An 18,562-nucleotide genomic window follows, 5' to 3' on the forward strand; every position below is an offset into this window, starting at 1 on the left:
CCTAATAATCTGCCGCCGCGCATAAGTTGAACTTATGGGCGCGCGGCGTCAGCCCGCATTCGAGAACTGATCGAGCAGCCGCTTGAGGTAGTCCAGCTCTTCCTCGGGGCGCAGACGATCGGCCGAGCGGCGGCGGATTTCATCGAGCAGATCCTGCGCCCGGCGATAGACATCCTCGCCGTTGAGCATCTGACGATCCGTGCCGAGCTGATTGCCCTCGCCCTGCGCGCGGCCGAGCGGATCGCGCGGCATCTCGCGACCGCCCAGTTGGCCGGGTTGGCCCGCCTGCTGATTGCCCTGTTGACCGGGCTGCTGACCGTCGCGGCGCGCCTGTTCGTTGCGCATCGCCTCGCCCAATGCGCGCATCCCTTCGCGCAACGCCTCGATCGCGTCGGCCTGACGGTCGATCGCCGCCGAATTGTCGCCCTCGCGCAGCGCCTCCTCGGCCTGATCCATCGCGCGCCCGGCGTCGTCGAAACGCTTCTCGGCCTGCTGGCCCGCCTCGTTGCCGAAGCCCGGCAGCAGCCCGCGCTGGCGGTCGAGTTCGCGACGCAATGCGCGCTGGCGATCCGCGAGGCTCTGGCCATCGACACCGCCCTGCCCGCCGTTCAGGCCAGGCTGATCGCCCTGCCCCTGACCGTCGCGCTGCGCCTGTCCGTCCTGGCCTTGGCCCTGACCGGGCTGGTCACCGGGCTGCTGGCCCTGACCTTGTTGGCCTTGCTCGCCCTGTTGACCTTGTTGACCCTGCTGCTGACCCTGTTGCCCTTGCTGGCCCTGCTGACCGTTCTCGGCCTGCTGCTGGCGCTCCTCGGGCGTCATGAACTGATCCTGCAGGTCGCGGAACGCATCGTCCGACAGCTCCTGCTGCTTGCGCAGCGTGTCCTGCATGTCGCGCATCGCCTGACCGCCGGGCATGTCGCCCTGACCGCCCTGACCTTGCTGGACCTTGAGGTTCTCCATCATCCGCGCGAGCTGGTCGAGCAGCTCCTGCGCCTCGGCCATCCGGCCCTCCTCCATCAGCTTCTGGATCTGGTCCATCATCTGCTGGATCTGGTCGCCGGTAATCTGCTGGCCCTGCTGCGGCTGCTGACCGAATTGCGGCCCTTGTTCCTGCTCCTGCGAGCGCTCGGCAAGCATCCGGATGTAATTGTCGGTCGCCTCTTTCAGCTCCTGCATGAGCTTGGCGATCTCATCCTTCGAAGCCCCGTTGCGGATCGCCTCGGAGAGCTTTTCCTGCGCCTTCTGCATCGCAGCCAGCGCATCCGCCAAGCCGCCATCCTCGACCAGCTCCGCCATCTTCCACAGAGCCTCGGCGATCTCGTCGCGAGCCTCGGGGGACAGGTCGGGATCGTCGAGCCGACCGATCACGAGGCGGATCATCAGATACACCTCCTCGCGCTTGATGAAGCCCTCGTGCCGGTTCGAGATCGCGCGCAGCAACTGATCGGCATAGCCGCGGTTGTCGCGCGACCACAGCAGATCGCGGCGCACTTCGATCAGGGCGGAGGCGAGCGGGTCGAAGAAGCGCTTGCCGGGCAGGATGATCTCCTGCGTGCCGGAAGTGCCGGTCTGGCCGCGCCCATCCTCGACATCGAGCGTCAGTTTCACCGGCAGGTTCGCCCAAGGATGCTTCGCGGCATCCTCGACGAGGCTCTCGGTGAAATCGGCCCGCGATCCGGAAATCGGCAGCGGCAGATCATAGATCAGATCGTCGCGCGGCTCGGGCGGGATTTGCAGACCGTAGCGGCGATCGACCTTCGCCAGATCGAGCGAAATCACCGCATGGCCCTTGGTCACGGCATAATCGTCCTGCGCGGTGAAGGGCAGACTCAGCTTACCATCGGCGCGGCGGTCGGGCGTCCCGGCCAGCGCGACCGAGGGCGCCTCGTCAGGGCGCACCACCACGTTGAAGCGCCGCGCGGCGGGGCCTTTGAACTCCAGAAGCCCGTCGCGGACGGCTTCGAATTCATGCGTCTCGATGCCGCTGGCGGTTTGCGCCGCGCCCTGTTCCGGTAGCGCGGCAGGGTTCGAGACGCTTTCGGAGAAGCCGATCGCGCCGGACGCGCCATACAGTCGGATCGAGAAGCGGGTGCCTTCGGGCACGATCAACTCGTCGCCCTCGACCTTGTTCAGATAGAGCCCCGGCTTGCCGGTATAGCGCGGTGGCGCGGCCCAACCTTCCCAGCTCGGCCCCATCGCGGCCTCGGCAGAGCCCGCAGGTGTCGGCAGCCCCTCGGTCGGGTGCAAAAGCCGCTGCGGCACGCCGAAGATCACCGCGACGACCAAGGCCGTCAGCGCGGTAAGACGCAGCGCATAGGGATCGCGGCGGGCGAGATCGGGTTTCGGACGCGGCGCGCGGGCAGCCTGCGCGGCCTTGGCCATGCGCCGCAGATGCGCCAACCAGAGCGCGCGGGCGGCGGGATCGTTCTGCCCCAGCGCCATCTCGTCGGTCAGCGCCGAAAGCGGGCGGCCCGGCAGCGTCGCATCGAGTCGCGCAATCGCATCCGTGCGGCGCGGCCAGCGCATCCGCCACGCGCCCCATGCCAGCGCGGCGAGCGAGGCGATCAGCGCAACCAGCCAGAACCAGCGCCCGCCCGGGCCCAGATAGGCGGGCAGCGCGAAGGCGATGGCGGTGGCGATCAGCGCGAGAACGGAGAGAAGCGGCCAGAAGGCGCGCAGCCCCCGCTCGACGATCATACCGGCATGGGTCAGCGCAATAGGCCGGGAGAGCGGGGCCAGAGCGGCCTGCCCGTCCTCCTTCGTCGCCGCGTCGCGCGAAGCTTTGCTGAACCAGTTCCTGACCGGCATACTCTCCCTATCCGTCGGCCCCGATTCCCTTCCTACGGATCAGAGCCACTCCGGGATCGTATCGCGGGAGAGCATTTCCTCAAAGCTCGGTCTTGCCCGAATGAGAGCGAATTCGCCGCCGCGCACCAGAACCTCGGGGATCAAAGGGCGCGAATTATATTCCGAGGACATGACCGCACCGTAGGCCCCCGCCGAGCGGAAGGCGACCAGATCGCCCGGGCCGAGCGGCGTCAGATTGCGCGCCTTGGCGAAGGTGTCGCCGGTCTCGCACACCGGGCCGACGATGTCGAAAGGCGCGGATTCGGTACCCGGCGCGGCTTCGATCACCGGGACGATGTCGTGATGCGCGCCATACATCGAGGGCCGCACGAGGTCGTTCATCGCCGCGTCGAGAATGAGGAAATCGCGCCCCTCGCCCTCTTTCAGCCAGATCACCGAGGTGACCAGCAGCCCGGCATTGCCCGAAATCAGGCGGCCCGGTTCGATCTCGATCTCGCAGCCCAGATCGCCGACGGTGCGCTGGATCACCTGCCCGTATTCGATGGGCAGCGGCGGCGCGGAATTCGACCGCTCGTAGGGAATGCCCAGACCGCCGCCGAGGTCGAGACGGCGGATATCGTGGCCATCTGCGCGCAGCGCCTCGGTCAGCTCGCGGACCTTGAGGAAGGCGGCCTCGAAAGGCTCCAGATCGGTCAGCTGCGAGCCGATATGCACGTCGATGCCCACGACCTCGATGCCGGGCAGCTGGGCCGCCTCGGCATAGACCGCGCGGGACTTGGCGATCGGGATGCCGAACTTGTTCTCGGATTTTCCGGTCGCGATTTTCTCATGGGTCTTCGCGTCGACATCCGGGTTCACCCGCAGCGCGATCGGCGCGGTGACGCCCATCGACGCGGCAATCTCGGAAATCGCCAGCAGCTCCGGCTCGGACTCGACATTGAACTGGCGAATGCCGTTCTCGAGGACGTAGGCGATCTCCTCGCGGGTCTTGCCGACGCCCGAGAACACCACCCGGTCCCCCGGCACGCCAGCCGCCCGCGCCCGGCGATATTCGCCGCCCGAGACCACATCCATGCCCGCGCCCAGATCGCCCAGAACTTTCAGCACCGCGAGGTTCGAGTTCGATTTGATCGCGAAGCAGATCAGGTGATCGGTCCAGCCAAGCGCCTCTTCGAACAGCTTGAAATGGCGCTCCAGCGTGGCGGTCGAATAGACGTAGAACGGCGTGCCGACAGCCGCCGCGATCTCGGGGATCGGCACATCCTCTGCATGAAGGACGCCGTCGCGATAGAGGAAATGATCCATGAGAGGTCTCGATTACTGGGACTGGTTACCATCCGCCTCGGACGGCGGGACGGGCGGGCCGTCGACACCGCAGGCGGCGAGCGAGAGAAGAAGCGTCAGGGCGAGGGTCAGGGTCTTGGTCATGGGGTCACCGAAAGGGTCATGATGCCAACGCGCGCCGTCGCGGCGGGATAAACTTTGATGCCGTCACGATTGATGCCGACATGTGTGTGCAGCTCCGGATCGGCGGCACAGGCGCCAAGCAGACCGATCAGCAGGAACGGAGCCGCGAATTTCATCCAAGCCGTTCCTTCCAGCGAGCGATCTGCGCGCGCACCTGATCGGGCGCGGTTCCGCCGTAAGATTGGCGCGAGGCGACCGAGTTGTGAACCCCGAGCACGTCGAAGACGCTCTCGGTGATCGCCGGATTGATCGACTGCATCTGTTCGAGGCTCAGATCGGGCAGATCGCAGCCTTTTTCCTCAGCCATCGCGACCAGCGAGCCGGTGACGTGGTGGGCGTCGCGGAAGGGCAGCCCCGCCTCGCGCACCAGCCAGTCGGCCAGATCGGTCGCGGTGGAGAAGCCGCCCGAGGCCGCGGCCTCCAGCTTGTCCGCGTTCACCGTCATGTCGCCGATCATCCCCGCCATCGCGGCAAGCGCGAGCATCAGGTTGTCGGCGGCATCGAAGACCTGTTCCTTGTCTTCCTGCATGTCCTTCGAATAGGCGAGCGGCAGCCCCTTCATCACGGTGAACAGCGCGACCGAGGCCCCAAGGATGCGCCCGATCTTGGCGCGGATCAGCTCGGCCGCGTCCGGGTTGCGCTTCTGCGGCATGATCGACGAGCCCGTCGACCACTTGTCCGACATCGCCACGAAGCGGAACTGCGCCGAGGACCAGATCACCAGCTCTTCGGCGAGGCGCGACATGTGGACCGCGCAGATCGACCCGGCCGAGAGGAATTCCAGCGCGAAATCCCGATCCGACACCGCGTCGAGCGAGTTCGCCATCGGCCGGTCGAAGCCCAGCGCCTCGGCCGTGGCGTGGCGGTCGATCGGGAAGCCCGTGCCGGCAAGCGCCGCAGCCCCCAGCGGGCATTCGTTCATCCGTTTGCGCGCGTCCTCAAAGCGGGATTTGTCACGCGCGAACATCTCGACATAGGCCATCATGTGATGGCCGAAGGTCACCGGCTGCGCGGTCTGCAGATGGGTGAAGCCGGGCATGACCCAATCGGCGCCCTCCTCGGCCCGGGTCAGCGCAGCGCGGATCAGCGTGTCGAGCCCGGTGATCGCGGCATCGCATTGCTCGCGCACCCAGAGACGGAAATCGGTCGCGACCTGATCGTTGCGCGACCGTGCCGTGTGCAGCCGCCCGGCCGGTTCGCCGATCACCTCTTTCAGCCGCGCCTCGACATTCATGTGGATGTCTTCAAGCGCGGTCGAGAAGGGAAATCCGCCCGCTTCGATTTCTGACAAAACCGTGAGCAAACCTTCTCCGATCGCCTCGGCGTCCTTATCACTAATGATGCCTTGCGCGGCGAGCATCGCGGCGTGGGCCCGGCTGCCGCGGATGTCCTGCGCGTAGAGCCGCTGGTCATACCCGATCGAGGCGTTGATCGCCTCCATGATCGCGTCAGGCCCCGCGGCGAAACGCCCGCCCCACATCGCGTTGGAGGACTTGTTCTCGTCGGTCTGATCGGTCATGGTCTGAGGCCCTTGCTAGGAGGCTATATGTTACGGTTTCTCGTCCTTTATACGGCGCTGGCGCTGGGTGCAAATGTTGCGCAGGCCGCGGATCTAGATGCGGTGAAATCGGGGCAGATGGAATCCCTCGTCACCTATGACGAACCGCTGCCGCTGCCGCCCTTCACGGTGACCGACGAAAGCGGCGAAGAGCATTCGATGAAAGACTTCGAAGGCAAGGTGGTCCTGATCAACTTCTGGGCGACGTGGTGCCCGCCCTGCCGCGAGGAAATGCCCTCGCTGAATGCGCTGCAAAAAGCCTACGGCGAGAATGGGTTTCAGGTGATGACGATTGCCACGGGCGGCTCGAACTCGCCCGAGAAAGTCGCCGCCTTCTTCGACAAGGAAGGCATCGACGCCCTGCCCCGCTTCCACGACGACGCCAATTTCGCCGCCCGCGCGATGGGGGTTCTTGGACTTCCGGTCTCGGTGCTGATCGACAAGAACGGTCATGAGGTTGGCCGGATGATCGGCGGCGCGGAATGGGATTCGCCCGAGGCGAAGAAGGTCATTGAGGCCCTGATCGACGAGAAGTAAGCGCAGGGTGGTGTGACGGCGGCAGGCGCTTTGTCGCCGGACCGCTCTTCCGTTGCGGCCCGATCTTCGTCTTCCGTTGCGGCCCGATCTTCGTCTTCCGTTGCGGCCCGATCTTCGATCGCATCCCGCGCGACCCCTCCCGCGTGTCGAAACATTCTGCAGAGCCCGGCTTGCGGGCTGCACCTGAACTTCCAGCCACGTCTCTGCCCGCGCGAACCATGTTCTACACGTTTCTACGCAGAATGTTTTCCTTGGCGCTCGGGTCTGCCAAGCCTCACGCTGCGCTTCTCCCCGCGCGCAGGTAGCGCCCTAGCCAATGTTCGATCTCTTCTGACAGGGCCAGGATGGCCTCAAGACGCCCTTTGATATCGTCATGGAAACTGTCGAGCTGGTCGATCGTAGCCGCGAGCCCACCATTCGCATCCCGCATGCGCCCACACTCGACGCGCCCGAGGACGCGGATCGTGTCGAGCCCGAGCAACTGGCGACGAATGTCTCGGCTTTGGTTCATCATATCGTCGGCGAGTTCGGCCGCTTGACGCATCGCGGCATTCGCATCGGCAGTGCCTTTGGTGACGAGCGACTGCAGCAAGGCGCGTTCGTCCTCTCGGGGCTGATCATTCTGCACCTCTTCGCCCATAAAATTGGTGCTCATTTCGTTGAGGACGCGCGCGCAGCCCAGTTGGAACACGGCGCGCGCGACCTGGAAGGCCATCTGACCGCAGAGATTGCCGCGACCGGCAACGAATTTGCGCAGCCGCTCCGAGATCACAGCAGACGAGGCTTTGTAGTTTTCCGAGATCGCAGATACCGGCCCCCCGGACGGCTCGAGCCGCGAGGCGACGATCCGCATGTTGTTCGGCACGGATTGCAATGCTTCGAAACTGCGAAGAAGTCCGAATTGCTCCTTCGTGAGCCGCCCCATCGCGGTGTTCAATTCGGCCAGCATCCGCGTATTCTCATCGGCGTTTCGATTGAGGCGGCGATCCCGTTCGGTAAGCTCAAGCGCCAGCGCATAGGCCATGAAGGCGGTGTAGCTGGAATAGCCGCCACGCTCCGCGAAATCACGCAGCAGCGTCGCGCTCTCCTCCGGGTCGAGCGACTCTGCCCGCTCGCGCGCGGAGAGATCACGGTAGAGCTGGTGGATTTCATCGGACAGCTCGCTCGTCGGTTTCAACCGGACCGAGAGGTAGCCCCCCCTCGATCGGCATGACGACCGCGAAGACCCAATACCACCCGCCGCCTTTCGCCTTGTTCTTCACATAGGCGCCCATGGGATAGCCTTTTTTCAGCGCATCCCAAAGCACCCTGAACACCGCTCGCGGCGTATCGGGATGACGCACGATCTTATGCGGCGCCCCGATCATCTCGGACCACTCGAACCCCGCGGTGCGCCGAAAAATCTCGTTGCCCGATTGGATCACCCCGCGCGTATCGGTGCGCGAGTAGAACAATTCTTCCAGCGCGAAAGGCACCTCGTTGGTGCCGCGCAGTCCCGGCTGCCCCATTTTCGTCATCGCCCATTCTGTTCCATTGAGGTCCACCCTAGGCACCTGCCGGTTACCATCGACTTAACGCCGGATGCGAATTTCCCGCTAACCACGAGTCCGGCGTATTTCCCGGTCTTTACCGCTTCTTAGGCGCTTGCGCGGATGCTTGGCTCGAAGGCGAAGGAGGGGCAGATGACGAATCGAGACGCGAGGACCATGCCGGTGCATCGTGACGAAGATAGCCCGCTGAGCTTTGCGGCTGCCGAGCAAAGCCGGCAGGCCTTGGCCATGGTGGGTTCGGCGATCGACCGGCATGACGTCATGCTGGCCTATCAGCCCGTGATCCAGACCTGTCGCCCCGACCGACCCGCGTTTTACGAGGGCCTGATCCGGGTTCTCGACGATCGCGGGCGCATTATCCCCGCGAAGGAATTCATCAATGCGATCGAACGGACGGAGGTCGGGCGGAAACTCGACTGCCTCTCGCTTGAACTGGGGCTGAAAGCGCTCCTCGGGCAGCCGGATCTGCGCCTGGCGGTCAATATGTCGGCGCGCTCGATCGGCTACGCCCCATGGACCAAGGTTCTCAATCGCGGCCTCGCAGTCGATGAAACCGTCGGCGAACGTCTCATACTGGAGATTACCGAAAGCTCGGCGATGGAAATTCCCGAACTGGTCAGCGTCTTCATGGAAGATTTGCAGGCCCGCGGCGTCAGTTTCGCGCTCGACGATTTCGGGGCGGGCTACACGTCTTTCCGCTATCTGCGCGATTTCTACTTCGACATCATCAAGGTCGATGGGCAGTTCATTCGCGGCATCTCGCACGATCCGGACAACCAGGCGCTGACGAAATCGCTGCTCGACGTGGCGCGCCATTTCAAGATGTTCACAATCGCCGAAGCGGTCGAGTCGCTGGAGGATGCCGAATATGTGGCAAGCCTCGGCGTCGATTGCATGCAAGGCTATTACTTCGGCGCACCGACGATCCACCCCCCGTGGAGCCAGTCTCACGAACCGCAACGGAGACGTGCATGACCGCAGCCAGAGCGCAATAAACTTGCGTTAACAATTTCCCGAGCGACGGGATTAAGCTTGACCTCTCGTTCCCTTCCGCCATGCTGCGCAGCAGCAGAACGGACGCGCTTTCGCGCCCGCTTAAGTGATGAGGAGGATCCCATGACCAATGTCGTCATCGTCTCGGCCGCGCGCACGCCGGTTGGCTCGTTTTTGGGTGCGTTTGCCAATACGCCCGCACATGACCTCGGCGCCGCCGTGATCGAGGCCGTCGTCGCCCGCGCCGGGATCGAGAAGTCCGATGTGTCCGAAACGATCCTCGGTCAGGTGCTGACTGCGGGCCAAGGCCAGAACCCCGCCCGCCAAGCTCATATCAACGCGGGCCTGCCGATCGAAAGCGCCGCTTGGTCGATCAACCAGGTCTGCGGCTCGGGCCTGCGCACGGTCGCACTCGGCGCCCAGCACATCATGTGCGGCGATGCCGATATCGTCGTCGCGGGCGGTCAGGAAAGCATGTCGCTCAGCCCGCATGTCGCGCATCTGCGCGCGGGGCAGAAGATGGGCGACATGAAGATGATCGACTCGATGATCAAGGACGGCCTGTGGGACGCGTTCAACGGCTATCACATGGGCCAGACCGCCGAGAATGTCGCGACCCAGTGGCAGATTTCGCGCGAGATGCAGGACGAATTCGCGCTGGCTTCGCAGAACAAGGCCGAAGCCGCGCAGAAGGCTGGCAAGTTCGCCGACGAGATCGCCGCCTTCACCGTGAAGACGCGCAAGGGCGACACGGTCGTGGATCAGGACGAATATATCCGCCACGGCGCGACGATCGAGAACATGCAGAAGCTGCGCCCGGCCTTCGCCAAGGACGGCTCGGTGACCGCGGGCAACGCGAGCGGCATCAATGACGGCGCGGCCGCGGTGCTGCTGATGTCGGAGGAAGAGGCCGAGAAGCGCGGGCTCACGCCGCTGGCCCGCATTGCCTCCTATGCGACCGCCGGGCTCGACCCGTCGATCATGGGCTGCGGCCCGATCCCGTCCTCGCGCAAGGCGCTGGAGAAGGCGGGCTGGAAAGCCTCCGATCTCGACCTGATCGAAGCCAACGAAGCCTTCGCGGCGCAGGCCTGCGCGGTGAACAAGGACATGGGTTGGGACGTCAGCAAGGTGAACGTCAATGGCGGCGCCATCGCTATCGGCCACCCGATCGGCGCCAGCGGCGCGCGAATCCTCAACACCCTGCTGTTCGAGATGAAGCGTCAGGGCTCGAAAAAAGGCCTCGCCACGCTCTGCATCGGTGGCGGTATGGGCGTCGCAATGTGCATTGAAGGCCTCTAACGGCAAAAAAAATGCTGCATCTGCAAAAAGAGCGCGCAACTTTGTTGCGCGCTCTTGTCATTTTCGGTAACAGCGCTTCAAGGGCATTCCATTTGGAGGAGAAATCATGGCGAGAGTTGCATTGGTCACCGGCGGATCGCGCGGCATTGGCGCGGCGATCTCGAAGGCGCTTCAGGCGGCGGGCTACACGGTCGTCGCGAACTATGCCGGCAATGACGAGGCTGCGGCCAAGTTCACCGAGGAAACAGGGATCAAGACCTACAAATGGTCGGTCGCCGATTACGACGCCTGCGCGGCGGGGATCGAGCAGATCGAATCCGAGGTCGGCCCGATCGACGTTCTGGTGAACAACGCGGGCATCACCCGCGACGCGCCCTTCCACAAGATGACCCGCGAGCAGTGGAATCAGGTGATCGACACCAATCTCAGCGGCATCTTCAACATGACCCATCCGCTCTGGACGAAGATGCGCGAGCGCAAGTTCGGCCGGGTCGTGAACATCTCCTCGATCAACGGCCAGAAAGGGCAGTTCGCGCAGGCGAATTACTCGGCGGCGAAGGCGGGTGATCTGGGCTTCACCAAGGCGCTAGCGCAGGAAGGCGCACGCGCGGGCATCACCGTGAACGCGATCTGCCCCGGCTATATCGCGACCGAGATGGTCATGGCGGTGCCGGAGAAGGTGCGCGAGTCGATCATCGGCCAGATCCCGGTCGGCCGTCTGGGCGAGCCCGAAGAGATCGCGCGCTGCGTGGTGTTCCTCGCCTCCGACGATGCGGGCTTCATCACCGGCTCGACGATCACCGCGAATGGCGGTCAGTATTTCATCTGATTTCGCCTCTTGGCATTCTCGACGGAGGCCCGCATTTTGCGGGCCTCTTTGTTTTGGCGGGGACAGCATGACACGCGGCAAGGCCACTTCGATCGGGTTCACGGCGGTATTGCTGTGGGCGCTGCTGGCGCTGTTCACCGTGGGATCGGCCCCGGTGCCGCCCCTGATGCTGAATGCGCTGTGTTTCGCTTTGGGCGGCGCGGTGGGGGTGATCTGGCTGGTGGCGACCGGTGCGCTGGGGCAGCTGCGGCACGTGTCGTGGAAGGTCTATCTCGCCGGGACGGCGGGGCTGTTCGGCTATCATTTCCTCTATTTCTCGGCGCTGCGCCTCGCACCCCCGGCCGAGGCTGGGCTGATCGCCTATCTCTGGCCCCTGCTGATCGTGCTGTTTTCCGGGTTGCTGCCCGGCGAGCGGCTGACGCTTTGGCATGTCGCGGGGGCGGTGCTTGCCTTCGGGGGCGCGGCGCTGATCCTCGGGGGCGGGATTTCCGCCGATCCCGCGGCGCTGCCCGGCTATGGGCTGGCGTTGATCTGCGCGCTGACATGGTCGAGCTATTCGCTGCTGTCGCGGCGCTTCGGGGCGGTGCCGACGGCGGCGGTCGCGGTCTATTGCCTCGCGAGCGCGGCCCTGTCGGCCGTCGCCCATCTGGCGCTGGAGCCGACGATCTGGCCGCAAAGCGCGATCGGCTGGGCCTCGGTGATCGGCTTGGGGCTGGGGCCGGTCGGGTTTGCCTTCTACACATGGGATCTTGGCGTGAAACGGGGCGATATTCAGCTGCTGGGCACGGCCTCCTATGCGGCCCCTCTGGTCTCGACGCTGGTGCTGGTCGCAGTTGGGATTGCGGACGCGCGGCCTACCCTGCTGATCGCGGCGGCGATGATCGCCGGGGGCGCCGGGCTGGCGGCGCTTGGCGGTCGGCGTCGGCGCGCCGCGCCCCCTCCGCCGGATATGACCGGGCAGGAGATACCGCGGAAAGGTTCAGCCTGAGTCGGCGCCCTCCTCGAACGGCCCCTTTCAAAAGAGACGGGCCGCCCCGAAGGACGGCCCGGTTAAACTCGTGGGAGGGCCCTCAGGCCGTTTCGAGGCGCCGGATTTCCTCTTTCAGCCTAAGTTTTTGCCTTTTCATCTGAGCGATTTCGAGATCGTCGATGCCGGGTCTGCGCGAAGCGCGCTCGACCTCCATCGACAGAGCCTCATGTTTTTTGCGAAGTTCGGTGATATGCGAACCAAGCGACATGGCAGTCTCCTCTCCAGTTGTCAGCCCGTCGATTGCAGCACAGGTTTTGAGTCGTGTCACGGAAATGTCGTATAGCGACGGGTTATCCCCAGCATTTTCGCGAAATCTTGCGAAAGAGTTAACGCGGAATCGGCAATTTTTGACCTTCGCGCAGGATTTCACGCGCAATATCCGTCAAATCCTCTGCGTCGCGTGAATGCACCGGCGCCGAATGCAGGATCAGCGGCGCCAGAAGCTGCAGCGGCGTCCGCGCGCCTTTGCGGGCCGTGACGATCACCCGCCGCGCCGCGCGCCCTGTGCGGGGGGCGATCGGCAGAACGGTGATCGCGCCGGTCCGCCCGTGCAGCCCCACCAGCAGATCCGCCAGACGGTCGGCCTGCTGGATCAGCGTGATCCGCCCCTCGGGTTTGAGCCGCCGCAGCCCCGCGTCGAGCCATGCGCTGATCGGCGTCGCCTCGCGCTGTGCGCGCTCGCGGCCGGGATCGGCGGCGGGCGTGCCATCCTCGGGCCCGAAATAGGGGGGGTTGGCGATGACGTGATCGAAGCTGCGCGCGCGCAGATCGGCGGGCATCTGCGCCAGATCACCCTCGATCACCTCGAGCGCGATCCCGTTCTCCGCCGCGTTGCGCCGCGCGAGATCGGCATAGGCGGGCTGCAGCTCCACCCCGCTTTGCGCAAGCCCAGGCACCCGCCAGCCAAGACACAGGCTCGCCACCCCGGCCCCGCAGCCGAGCTCCAGAACCGACTGGCCCGCCTGCGCCGGACAGGCCGCCGCCAGCAGAACCGGGTCCATCGCCGCACGGTAACCCGCACGCGGCTGGGCGATGCGCAACCGCCCGCCGAGAAAGCCATCGACTGTCAGATCCTCGGGCCCGAACCGATCCATGGGCGTCAATCCGATTTTATCTCGTTATCGCGCAGAACCGCCTGCGCCATGAACATGTCGCTGTCGCGCACCATCAGGCGGCGCGGAAGGATTCCGAGCGAGCCTTCCAGCACGCTCGTATGGACGTCGAGTTGAAACGTGCTTATACCCTCGCCCTCGAGAAGGGCGGTCGCCATGGCCAGTTTCACCGGGTCCGTGCTGCGCAGTAGCTCTTTCATATCCCTCACTTACGGCCCCTTGCGAGGGCTGTCGAGATGAGGCAGATCGAAGGGATGAACATGAGCCTCGACGACAAGCCCGACAACACGGCGAAACCGCATGACCGGCTTGCGGAAGCCTTGGCAAGCGACATGGCGGCGGTGGATGCGCTGATCGCCGAGCGCATGGCCTCGGAAAACGCGCCGCGCATCCCCGAAGTGACCGCCCATCTGGTCGGCGCGGGCGGCAAACGGCTGCGGCCGATGCTGACCGTCGCGGCGGCGCGGCTGTGCGGCTACGAGGGCAGCCTGCATCACAACCTCGCGGCGGCGGTCGAGTTCATCCATACCGCGACGCTGCTGCATGACGACGTGGTCGACGAGAGCAAGCAGCGCCGGGGCCGCCCGACCGCGAACCTGCTTTGGGACAACAAGTCGAGCGTGCTCGTTGGCGATTACCTCTTCGCGCGGTCCTTCCAGCTGATGACCGACACCGACAACCTGCGGGTTCTGTCGATCCTGTCGAACGCCTCCGCCGTGATCACCGAGGGCGAAGTGCTGCAGCTCTCGGCAGCCGAAGACCTGAACACGACCGAGGACACTTATTACAAGGTGGTGCGCGGCAAGACTGCGGCGCTGTTCTCGGCGGCGACCGAGGCGGGCGCGGTTCTGGCGGGCGCACCGGAGGATCAGATCGCGGCGCTGCACGATTACGGCGAAAGCCTCGGGATCGCGTTCCAGGTGGTCGACGATCTGCTGGATTATCTCAGCGATGCCGAGACGATGGGCAAGAACGTGGGCGACGATTTCCGCGAGCGCAAGCTGACCCTGCCGCTGATCAAGGCGCTGGCGAAGGCCGACGCGGACGCCCGCGTCTTCTGGACCCGCACCATCGACAAGGGCGACCAGCGCGACGGCGATCTGGAGCATGCGCTGGAACTGCTGCACGCGACCGGCGCGCTGGAAGAGACCCGCGCGGCAGCCCTCGAATGGGCCGATCGCGGGCGCGAGCGGCTCAAGGTCCTGCCCGAGAGCGAGCTGCGGCAGATGCTCGACGATCTCGCCGATTACGTAGTGGCGCGGCTGCGCTGAGGGGGCTCTGCCCCCCGCCCTGCGGGCTCCCCCCGGGATATTTGGGTCAAGAAGAAGAGGCGCGGCTTTGGGGCTGCGCCTTTTGCGTCTGATCGCCGAGCATGCCGGACGCGTGCCACCAGTCGGGGCGACGTTGGGCCAGCATCGCCTCGGCAGCCTGCGCGCCCTCCAGCGTTTCGAACAGCGCGAAACAGGTGGCGCCCGAGCCCGACATCCGCGCGAGGCGGCAGCCGGGCAGCGTCATGAGCCCGTCCAGAACCTCCCCGATCACCGGGGCGGAGGCGATGGCAGGAGCCTGCAGGTCGTTGCGCTGGGTCGCGAGCCAGTCGATGCAATCGGGCGCGCCAGTGAAACTCGGAAGCGCCTCCGGCATCGGGGGATTGTCCTTCGAATCGAGCCCCTTGAAGATCGCAGGCGTCGGCACCTCCACGCGCGGATTAACCAGAAGCGCGGGCAGCGGCGGCAGGGCAACGGGGTCGAGCGTCTCGCCGATACCGCGCACGCGCTGGGGCTGCGGCGTCAGGCACATCGGCACGTCTGCCCCAAGCTGTGCGGTCTCTGCCGGAAGGGGCTGGCCCCAAAGCGCAGCCAGCGCGCGCAGCGCAGCCGCCGCGTCCGACGATCCTCCGCCGATGCCCGAGGCGGGCGGCAGATGCTTGTCGAGATGGATCTCGGCCCCCTGCCCCGCCGGGCGCGACAGGAGGGCTGCCGCCTTCAGCACGAGGTTCGATGGATCGGCAGGCACGCCCGCCGCCTCCGGTCCAGCCACGCTGAGCGAAAGCGCGTCGCTCTCGCGCAGCACCAGCCGGTCTCCCATCGGCCCGAAGGCCACGAGACTGTCGAGCAGGTGATAGCCATCGGCCCGCTGGCCGATGACATGGAGCGTCAGGTTGATCTTCGCCGGCGCGAAGGCGTCAATTATTCGCATCGCTCGCGGGCGTTTCGGGGGCAGCCTGAGCCGAATCCTTGCTCGGGCCCTTATCCTCGAGCGGCGGCAGACCCTGCTCCTTGCGCAGCTGGTCCAGCCCCACCTCGATCTTGCGGCGGATCGCGTCGGGATCGAGCTCCTCGGTGGTCTCCGCATCGTCGGTCGCGAAGGACAACGCGCGGCGCCACTGGAATTTCGCCTCGCGCTGACGCCCCACGGCCCAGAGCACATCGCCCAAGTGGTCATTGAGCAGCGGATCGCGCGGCTCGAGCTCCACGGCGCGCTCCATCTTCTGGGCCGCCTCCTGATAATGGCCAAGCTTGAACAGCGCCCAGCCGAGGCTGTCGATAATGAAGCCCGCATCGGGACGCTCGGCTGCGGCCTTGCGGATCATGTCGAGCGCCTCGTCGAGATTCTCGCCCTTGTCCACGTAGGAATAGCCCAGATAGTTCAGCACCGAGGGCTGATCGGGCGAGAGGCGCAGCGCCTCGCGGAAGCCCTTCTCGGCCTCGTCCCAATTGCCCGAGCGTTCCTGCGCGATGGCGCGCGAATACCAGACGAACCAGTCCTTCGGCTCGGGCTGGCCGAGCAGATCGATCGCCTTGTCATAGGCTTTCGCAGCCTCGGCAAAGCGGCTCTCGCGGCGCAGCGTATCGCCGAGCGCGGTCCAGACGCCCACGAGATTGGGACGGCTGCGCGACAGGTTCTCGAGCACTTCGATCGCCGCATCGTTGCGGCCCGCGCGCACCATCGATTCCGCGCGTCCGATCTCGGCAGCGTGGTAGATCGGGCTGTCGGGCTTGATGTCGGCATAGGCTTCGATGGCAAGATCGTACTGGCCCTGCTGGTCGAGCATCGACGCGGTCAGCAGCGTCGCATCATCCATGTCGGGCCGGATCATGTTCGCCAGCCGCGAATGCACCAGCGTGAACGTGTCGGGCGCATCCCCGATCAGCGCCTGCGCGACCGAGTAATAGACCTCCGCCACGCCGTCGGACGCGTTGCGCACGACGTCGAAGGGCAGCGTGTCGCCCGCCTCCAGCTTCTTGCGGATATCTTTCAGCTGCGGATCGAGATCCTTACCGAAGCGATCCTCGATCAGCTTCAGCGCCTCTTTGTTCTTCTCGAGCTGCGAGAGCACTTCCACATGGGCCAGAACGCCGCGCCGGGTCGAGGTGATCTTCTCGCCATGCTCGCCGCTCAGGATCGCATCGGCGCCTTCGTAATCGCCGACCAGCGCCAGCGCGAGCGCCTTGTGGAAGCCCGCGAAGGCCGCGAGGCCCTGCTGCTTGCCAACCTCGTCGAACGCGGCGGAGGCGTCGGACATCTTGCCGTCGCCCGCCAGCGCCCAGGCCTTGGTCAGACCGCCCACGAGCGGCCCGGGATCGGCGCCGCTGTCGAGAAGCGCGAGCGCCCCGGTCCAGTTCTTGTCATGCGCATCGGCCGCCAGCGCGGTGAGCGCCGCGATCTGGCTGCCGGTCCCGGCCTCCACCATCTGCTGCGCAAGCGGCGTGGCGCGGTCGAAATCGGCGATCGCGATCTCGGAGACGAGCGTCGCTTCCGCGGTCGCGCCGCTGGTATCGCCGCTGGCCATCAACTGACGGTAGTAATGCGCAGCCTCGGCGAAATCGAATTGCTGCGACGCGATGCGCGCGGCGAGATAAGCCCCCGCCTCTGCCGGGCTCGGGTCATTCGCGGTGTCGGCAGCATCGCCTTTCGCGGCGACGTCATCGGCGGCCTGCGCCGCATCTTCGGCGCTGCCCGCCTTGGGCGCATCCTGTGCCAGCAGCGGCATAGGCGCGGTGGAGCCCATCAAGAGGGCGAAGAGCGCAAGGCGCAGCGGGGTCTTCAAACTCGACACGAAACGGTCCTCTCATTCGGGTTGAAATCGAGCGTAACGGCGCGATGCGGGCATTACAATGAGCCGTACCACCGCACGCGGGAAGCCGCCTGCACAGACACGGCGTTGTGATGAGGGAATTGACGGAAAACAGACGCGCGCGAATACTCAATCGCACCTTCGAGCAAGACGAGGAGACCGCAGCAGGCCCGGAGGCTATGCGCATCTACCATTTGCAGATCCAACAACTTTAGGTTTAACGATCTGCATGATAAATTCTCCCAGCGTTGAAAAGGCGATCGCCTCGTGACCGATAGCCCAGTCAAGTTCATCAATGCCAAGTCACCCGACATGACTCGTGTGTCCGCTTTGCTCGACCTGTGCAGGCGTGAAAATAGCTGGGCGAACCGCGGCCCCCTGTACCGAAAGCTCGCGGAGTCGTTTGGGGCGCATTTCAGCTTGGGGTCGGAAACCGCCGTCACCCCTTGCGCGAACGCCGGAGTTGCATTGGAAGCAATGGCCAAGCTTCTGGCGCTGCGCGAGGGGCGCGCGCTGCGATGGGTCGGCTCCGCGTTCAGCTTTCAGAACCTGGGACGCGGCCACTTCGCCGATATGCGCTTCGTCGATTGTGACGATCAGGGGCTTCTCGACCTGGATCAGTTGAAGGCGCTTCCCGAAGACAGTTTCGACGGGCTCGTCGTCGTGAACCCGTTCGGTCTTCATCGGGACTTCTCCGCCTATATCGAATACGCCAAGGCCAACGGGAAATTCCTGCTTCTGGATAACGCGGCGGGGATCAGCCGCGACTTGCCCGATTGGCCGTGGCAGGCGCTCAGCCTGCACCACACCAAGCCTTATGGCATGGGTGAAGGTGGTCTTGCGATTACACCCGCGGAGCTATCCGAAGAGTTCTACAGCCTGATCAATTACGGGGCGGTTCCAGCGGAGCCGTCTTGTTGGGTGAACAACGGCAAGATTTCCGATATTTCCTGCGCCTTTCTGATCGACCGCCTCGAGCGGGTCGACACTTGGGAGAAAGAGTATTTCGAGCAGGCCGAGCGCGTGCATGACATTGCGCGCGAGCTTGGCCTGCGCCCTTTGACGCCGTTCAACATCGGCGCGCCCGCCATGAGCTGGGGTTATCTTGGACAGACGGAAATCCCTTTGGAAACGATCTTGGACAGCAAGCAGCTGACCTTCGGAAAATATTACAAACCGCTGGCTGACCTGCCGAAGACGACGGAGCTGTATCGCAATCTCGTCAACATCCCGACGCATCCCGATGTCGCCCTGCTGAGCGACCGGGCTTTGCGGGAGGCGATCGAGCGCCTGCTCTGAGC

At 65.1% G+C, this 18,562-nt stretch carries 18 protein-coding genes; 7 read left to right on the top strand and 11 right to left on the bottom strand.

All coding sequences use genetic code 11. The annotated features are described in order from the left end of the window. Positions 1 to 48: 48 nt before the first annotated feature. The 4 genes from AXZ77_RS16365 to argH form a co-directional block, all read right to left on the bottom strand. Positions 49 to 2,808: a DUF4175 domain-containing protein gene (locus AXZ77_RS16365; protein WP_255266523.1), complete on the bottom strand. Its 2,760-nt coding sequence runs from the start codon at positions 2,806 to 2,808 to the stop codon at positions 49 to 51. Positions 2,809 to 2,847: 39 nt separating this feature from the next. Beyond that, a complete protein-coding gene (gene lysA / locus AXZ77_RS16370; RefSeq protein WP_098411970.1) occupies positions 2,848 to 4,113 on the bottom strand; it encodes a diaminopimelate decarboxylase in 1,266 nt (421 codons plus the stop codon). Between the two features lie 119 nt (positions 4,114 to 4,232). Further along, on the bottom strand, positions 4,233 to 4,391 hold the full coding sequence (locus AXZ77_RS19640; protein ID WP_165756994.1) for a hypothetical protein: 159 nt from the start codon (positions 4,389 to 4,391) through the stop codon (positions 4,233 to 4,235). Then, positions 4,388 to 5,794, bottom strand: a complete 1,407-nt coding sequence (argH, locus tag AXZ77_RS16375; protein ID WP_078522532.1) for an argininosuccinate lyase — start codon at positions 5,792 to 5,794, stop codon at positions 4,388 to 4,390. The genes AXZ77_RS19640 and argH overlap by 4 nt, the downstream gene beginning before the upstream one ends. Before the next feature lie 27 nt (positions 5,795 to 5,821). Here argH and AXZ77_RS16380 point away from each other — a divergent pair, with 27 nt between their 5' ends. Next, positions 5,822 to 6,370 (top strand): TlpA disulfide reductase family protein, encoded by a 549-nt coding sequence (locus AXZ77_RS16380; RefSeq protein ID WP_098411971.1) that lies wholly within the window; start codon positions 5,822 to 5,824, stop codon positions 6,368 to 6,370. A 274-nt stretch (positions 6,371 to 6,644) separates the two neighbouring features. Here the strand turns inward: AXZ77_RS16380 and AXZ77_RS16385 are convergent, their stop codons facing one another. Beyond that, positions 6,645 to 7,547, bottom strand: coding sequence for a histidine kinase (locus AXZ77_RS16385; protein WP_255266524.1), 903 nt, complete (start codon positions 7,545 to 7,547; stop codon positions 6,645 to 6,647). After that, positions 7,519 to 7,887, bottom strand: coding sequence for a PAS domain-containing protein (locus AXZ77_RS19765; protein WP_255266525.1), 369 nt, complete (start codon positions 7,885 to 7,887; stop codon positions 7,519 to 7,521). The genes AXZ77_RS16385 and AXZ77_RS19765 overlap by 29 nt, the downstream gene beginning before the upstream one ends. A gap of 165 nt (positions 7,888 to 8,052) precedes the next feature. Between AXZ77_RS19765 and AXZ77_RS16390 the strand changes: the two genes are divergently transcribed. The 4 genes from AXZ77_RS16390 (at position 8,053) to AXZ77_RS16405 (ending at position 12,029) form a co-directional block, all read left to right on the top strand. Then, positions 8,053 to 8,895: an EAL domain-containing protein gene (locus AXZ77_RS16390; RefSeq protein WP_098412592.1), complete on the top strand. Its 843-nt coding sequence runs from the start codon at positions 8,053 to 8,055 to the stop codon at positions 8,893 to 8,895. Between the two features lie 141 nt (positions 8,896 to 9,036). Further along, complete coding sequence (locus AXZ77_RS16395) at positions 9,037 to 10,212, top strand: acetyl-CoA C-acetyltransferase (RefSeq protein ID WP_078548959.1); 1,176 nt, start codon at positions 9,037 to 9,039, stop codon at positions 10,210 to 10,212. Between the two features lie 106 nt (positions 10,213 to 10,318). Next, positions 10,319 to 11,041 (top strand): beta-ketoacyl-ACP reductase, encoded by a 723-nt coding sequence (locus AXZ77_RS16400; RefSeq protein ID WP_078569828.1) that lies wholly within the window; start codon positions 10,319 to 10,321, stop codon positions 11,039 to 11,041. A 67-nt stretch (positions 11,042 to 11,108) separates the two neighbouring features. Then, entirely contained in the window at positions 11,109 to 12,029 is a 921-nt protein-coding gene (locus AXZ77_RS16405) for a DMT family transporter (RefSeq protein WP_098411972.1), read from the top strand. An 82-nt stretch (positions 12,030 to 12,111) separates the two neighbouring features. Here the strand turns inward: AXZ77_RS16405 and AXZ77_RS16410 are convergent, their stop codons facing one another. From AXZ77_RS16410 to AXZ77_RS16420, 3 genes are all read right to left on the bottom strand, one after another. After that, a complete protein-coding gene (locus AXZ77_RS16410; RefSeq protein WP_078548964.1) occupies positions 12,112 to 12,279 on the bottom strand; it encodes a YdcH family protein in 168 nt (55 codons plus the stop codon). Between the two features lie 118 nt (positions 12,280 to 12,397). Next, the gene (locus AXZ77_RS16415) at positions 12,398 to 13,165 is read right to left on the bottom strand and encodes a tRNA1(Val) (adenine(37)-N6)-methyltransferase (RefSeq protein ID WP_098411973.1); all 768 of its coding nucleotides are present in this window, start codon (positions 13,163 to 13,165) and stop codon (positions 12,398 to 12,400) included. A gap of 5 nt (positions 13,166 to 13,170) precedes the next feature. Then, on the bottom strand, positions 13,171 to 13,383 hold the full coding sequence (locus AXZ77_RS16420; protein WP_075773958.1) for a DUF2007 domain-containing protein: 213 nt from the start codon (positions 13,381 to 13,383) through the stop codon (positions 13,171 to 13,173). A 36-nt stretch (positions 13,384 to 13,419) separates the two neighbouring features. Between AXZ77_RS16420 and AXZ77_RS16425 the strand changes: the two genes are divergently transcribed. Next, positions 13,420 to 14,454: a polyprenyl synthetase family protein gene (locus tag AXZ77_RS16425; protein ID WP_255266526.1), complete on the top strand. Its 1,035-nt coding sequence runs from the start codon at positions 13,420 to 13,422 to the stop codon at positions 14,452 to 14,454. 46 nt (positions 14,455 to 14,500) lie between these two features. On the opposite strand, the gene AXZ77_RS16430 is transcribed toward AXZ77_RS16425, so the two are convergent. Beyond that, positions 14,501 to 15,382, bottom strand: coding sequence for a 4-(cytidine 5'-diphospho)-2-C-methyl-D-erythritol kinase (locus AXZ77_RS16430; RefSeq protein ID WP_098411974.1), 882 nt, complete (start codon positions 15,380 to 15,382; stop codon positions 14,501 to 14,503). Continuing rightward, positions 15,369 to 17,243: a tetratricopeptide repeat protein gene (locus AXZ77_RS16435; RefSeq protein ID WP_141536297.1), complete on the bottom strand. Its 1,875-nt coding sequence runs from the start codon at positions 17,241 to 17,243 to the stop codon at positions 15,369 to 15,371. The genes AXZ77_RS16430 and AXZ77_RS16435 overlap by 14 nt, the downstream gene beginning before the upstream one ends. A gap of 285 nt (positions 17,244 to 17,528) precedes the next feature. Between AXZ77_RS16435 and AXZ77_RS16440 the strand changes: the two genes are divergently transcribed. Next, positions 17,529 to 18,560 (top strand): DegT/DnrJ/EryC1/StrS family aminotransferase, encoded by a 1,032-nt coding sequence (locus AXZ77_RS16440; RefSeq protein WP_098411976.1) that lies wholly within the window; start codon positions 17,529 to 17,531, stop codon positions 18,558 to 18,560. Positions 18,561 to 18,562 lie beyond the last annotated feature (2 nt).

It is taken from the genome of Thioclava sp. ES.031 (assembly GCF_002563775.1).
In the GTDB taxonomy this organism is placed as follows: domain Bacteria; phylum Pseudomonadota; class Alphaproteobacteria; order Rhodobacterales; family Rhodobacteraceae; genus Thioclava.

Coding starts and splice junctions, on each gene's coding strand:
- AXZ77_RS16365 (WP_255266523.1), bottom strand. CDS start 2,808: ATGCCGGTCAGGAACTGGTTCAGCAAAGCTTCGCGCGACGCGGCGACG.
- lysA (WP_098411970.1), bottom strand. CDS start 4,113: ATGGATCATTTCCTCTATCGCGACGGCGTCCTTCATGCAGAGGATGTG.
- AXZ77_RS19640 (WP_165756994.1), bottom strand. CDS start 4,391: ATGAAATTCGCGGCTCCGTTCCTGCTGATCGGTCTGCTTGGCGCCTGT.
- argH (WP_078522532.1), bottom strand. CDS start 5,794: ATGACCGATCAGACCGACGAGAACAAGTCCTCCAACGCGATGTGGGGC.
- AXZ77_RS16380 (WP_098411971.1), top strand. CDS start 5,822: ATGTTACGGTTTCTCGTCCTTTATACGGCGCTGGCGCTGGGTGCAAAT.
- AXZ77_RS19765 (WP_255266525.1), bottom strand. CDS start 7,887: ATGACGAAAATGGGGCAGCCGGGACTGCGCGGCACCAACGAGGTGCCT.
- AXZ77_RS16390 (WP_098412592.1), top strand. CDS start 8,053: ATGACGAATCGAGACGCGAGGACCATGCCGGTGCATCGTGACGAAGAT.
- AXZ77_RS16395 (WP_078548959.1), top strand. CDS start 9,037: ATGACCAATGTCGTCATCGTCTCGGCCGCGCGCACGCCGGTTGGCTCG.
- AXZ77_RS16400 (WP_078569828.1), top strand. CDS start 10,319: ATGGCGAGAGTTGCATTGGTCACCGGCGGATCGCGCGGCATTGGCGCG.
- AXZ77_RS16405 (WP_098411972.1), top strand. CDS start 11,109: ATGACACGCGGCAAGGCCACTTCGATCGGGTTCACGGCGGTATTGCTG.
- AXZ77_RS16410 (WP_078548964.1), bottom strand. CDS start 12,279: ATGTCGCTTGGTTCGCATATCACCGAACTTCGCAAAAAACATGAGGCT.
- AXZ77_RS16415 (WP_098411973.1), bottom strand. CDS start 13,165: ATGGATCGGTTCGGGCCCGAGGATCTGACAGTCGATGGCTTTCTCGGC.
- AXZ77_RS16420 (WP_075773958.1), bottom strand. CDS start 13,383: ATGAAAGAGCTACTGCGCAGCACGGACCCGGTGAAACTGGCCATGGCG.
- AXZ77_RS16425 (WP_255266526.1), top strand. CDS start 13,420: ATGAGGCAGATCGAAGGGATGAACATGAGCCTCGACGACAAGCCCGAC.
- AXZ77_RS16430 (WP_098411974.1), bottom strand. CDS start 15,382: ATGCGAATAATTGACGCCTTCGCGCCGGCGAAGATCAACCTGACGCTC.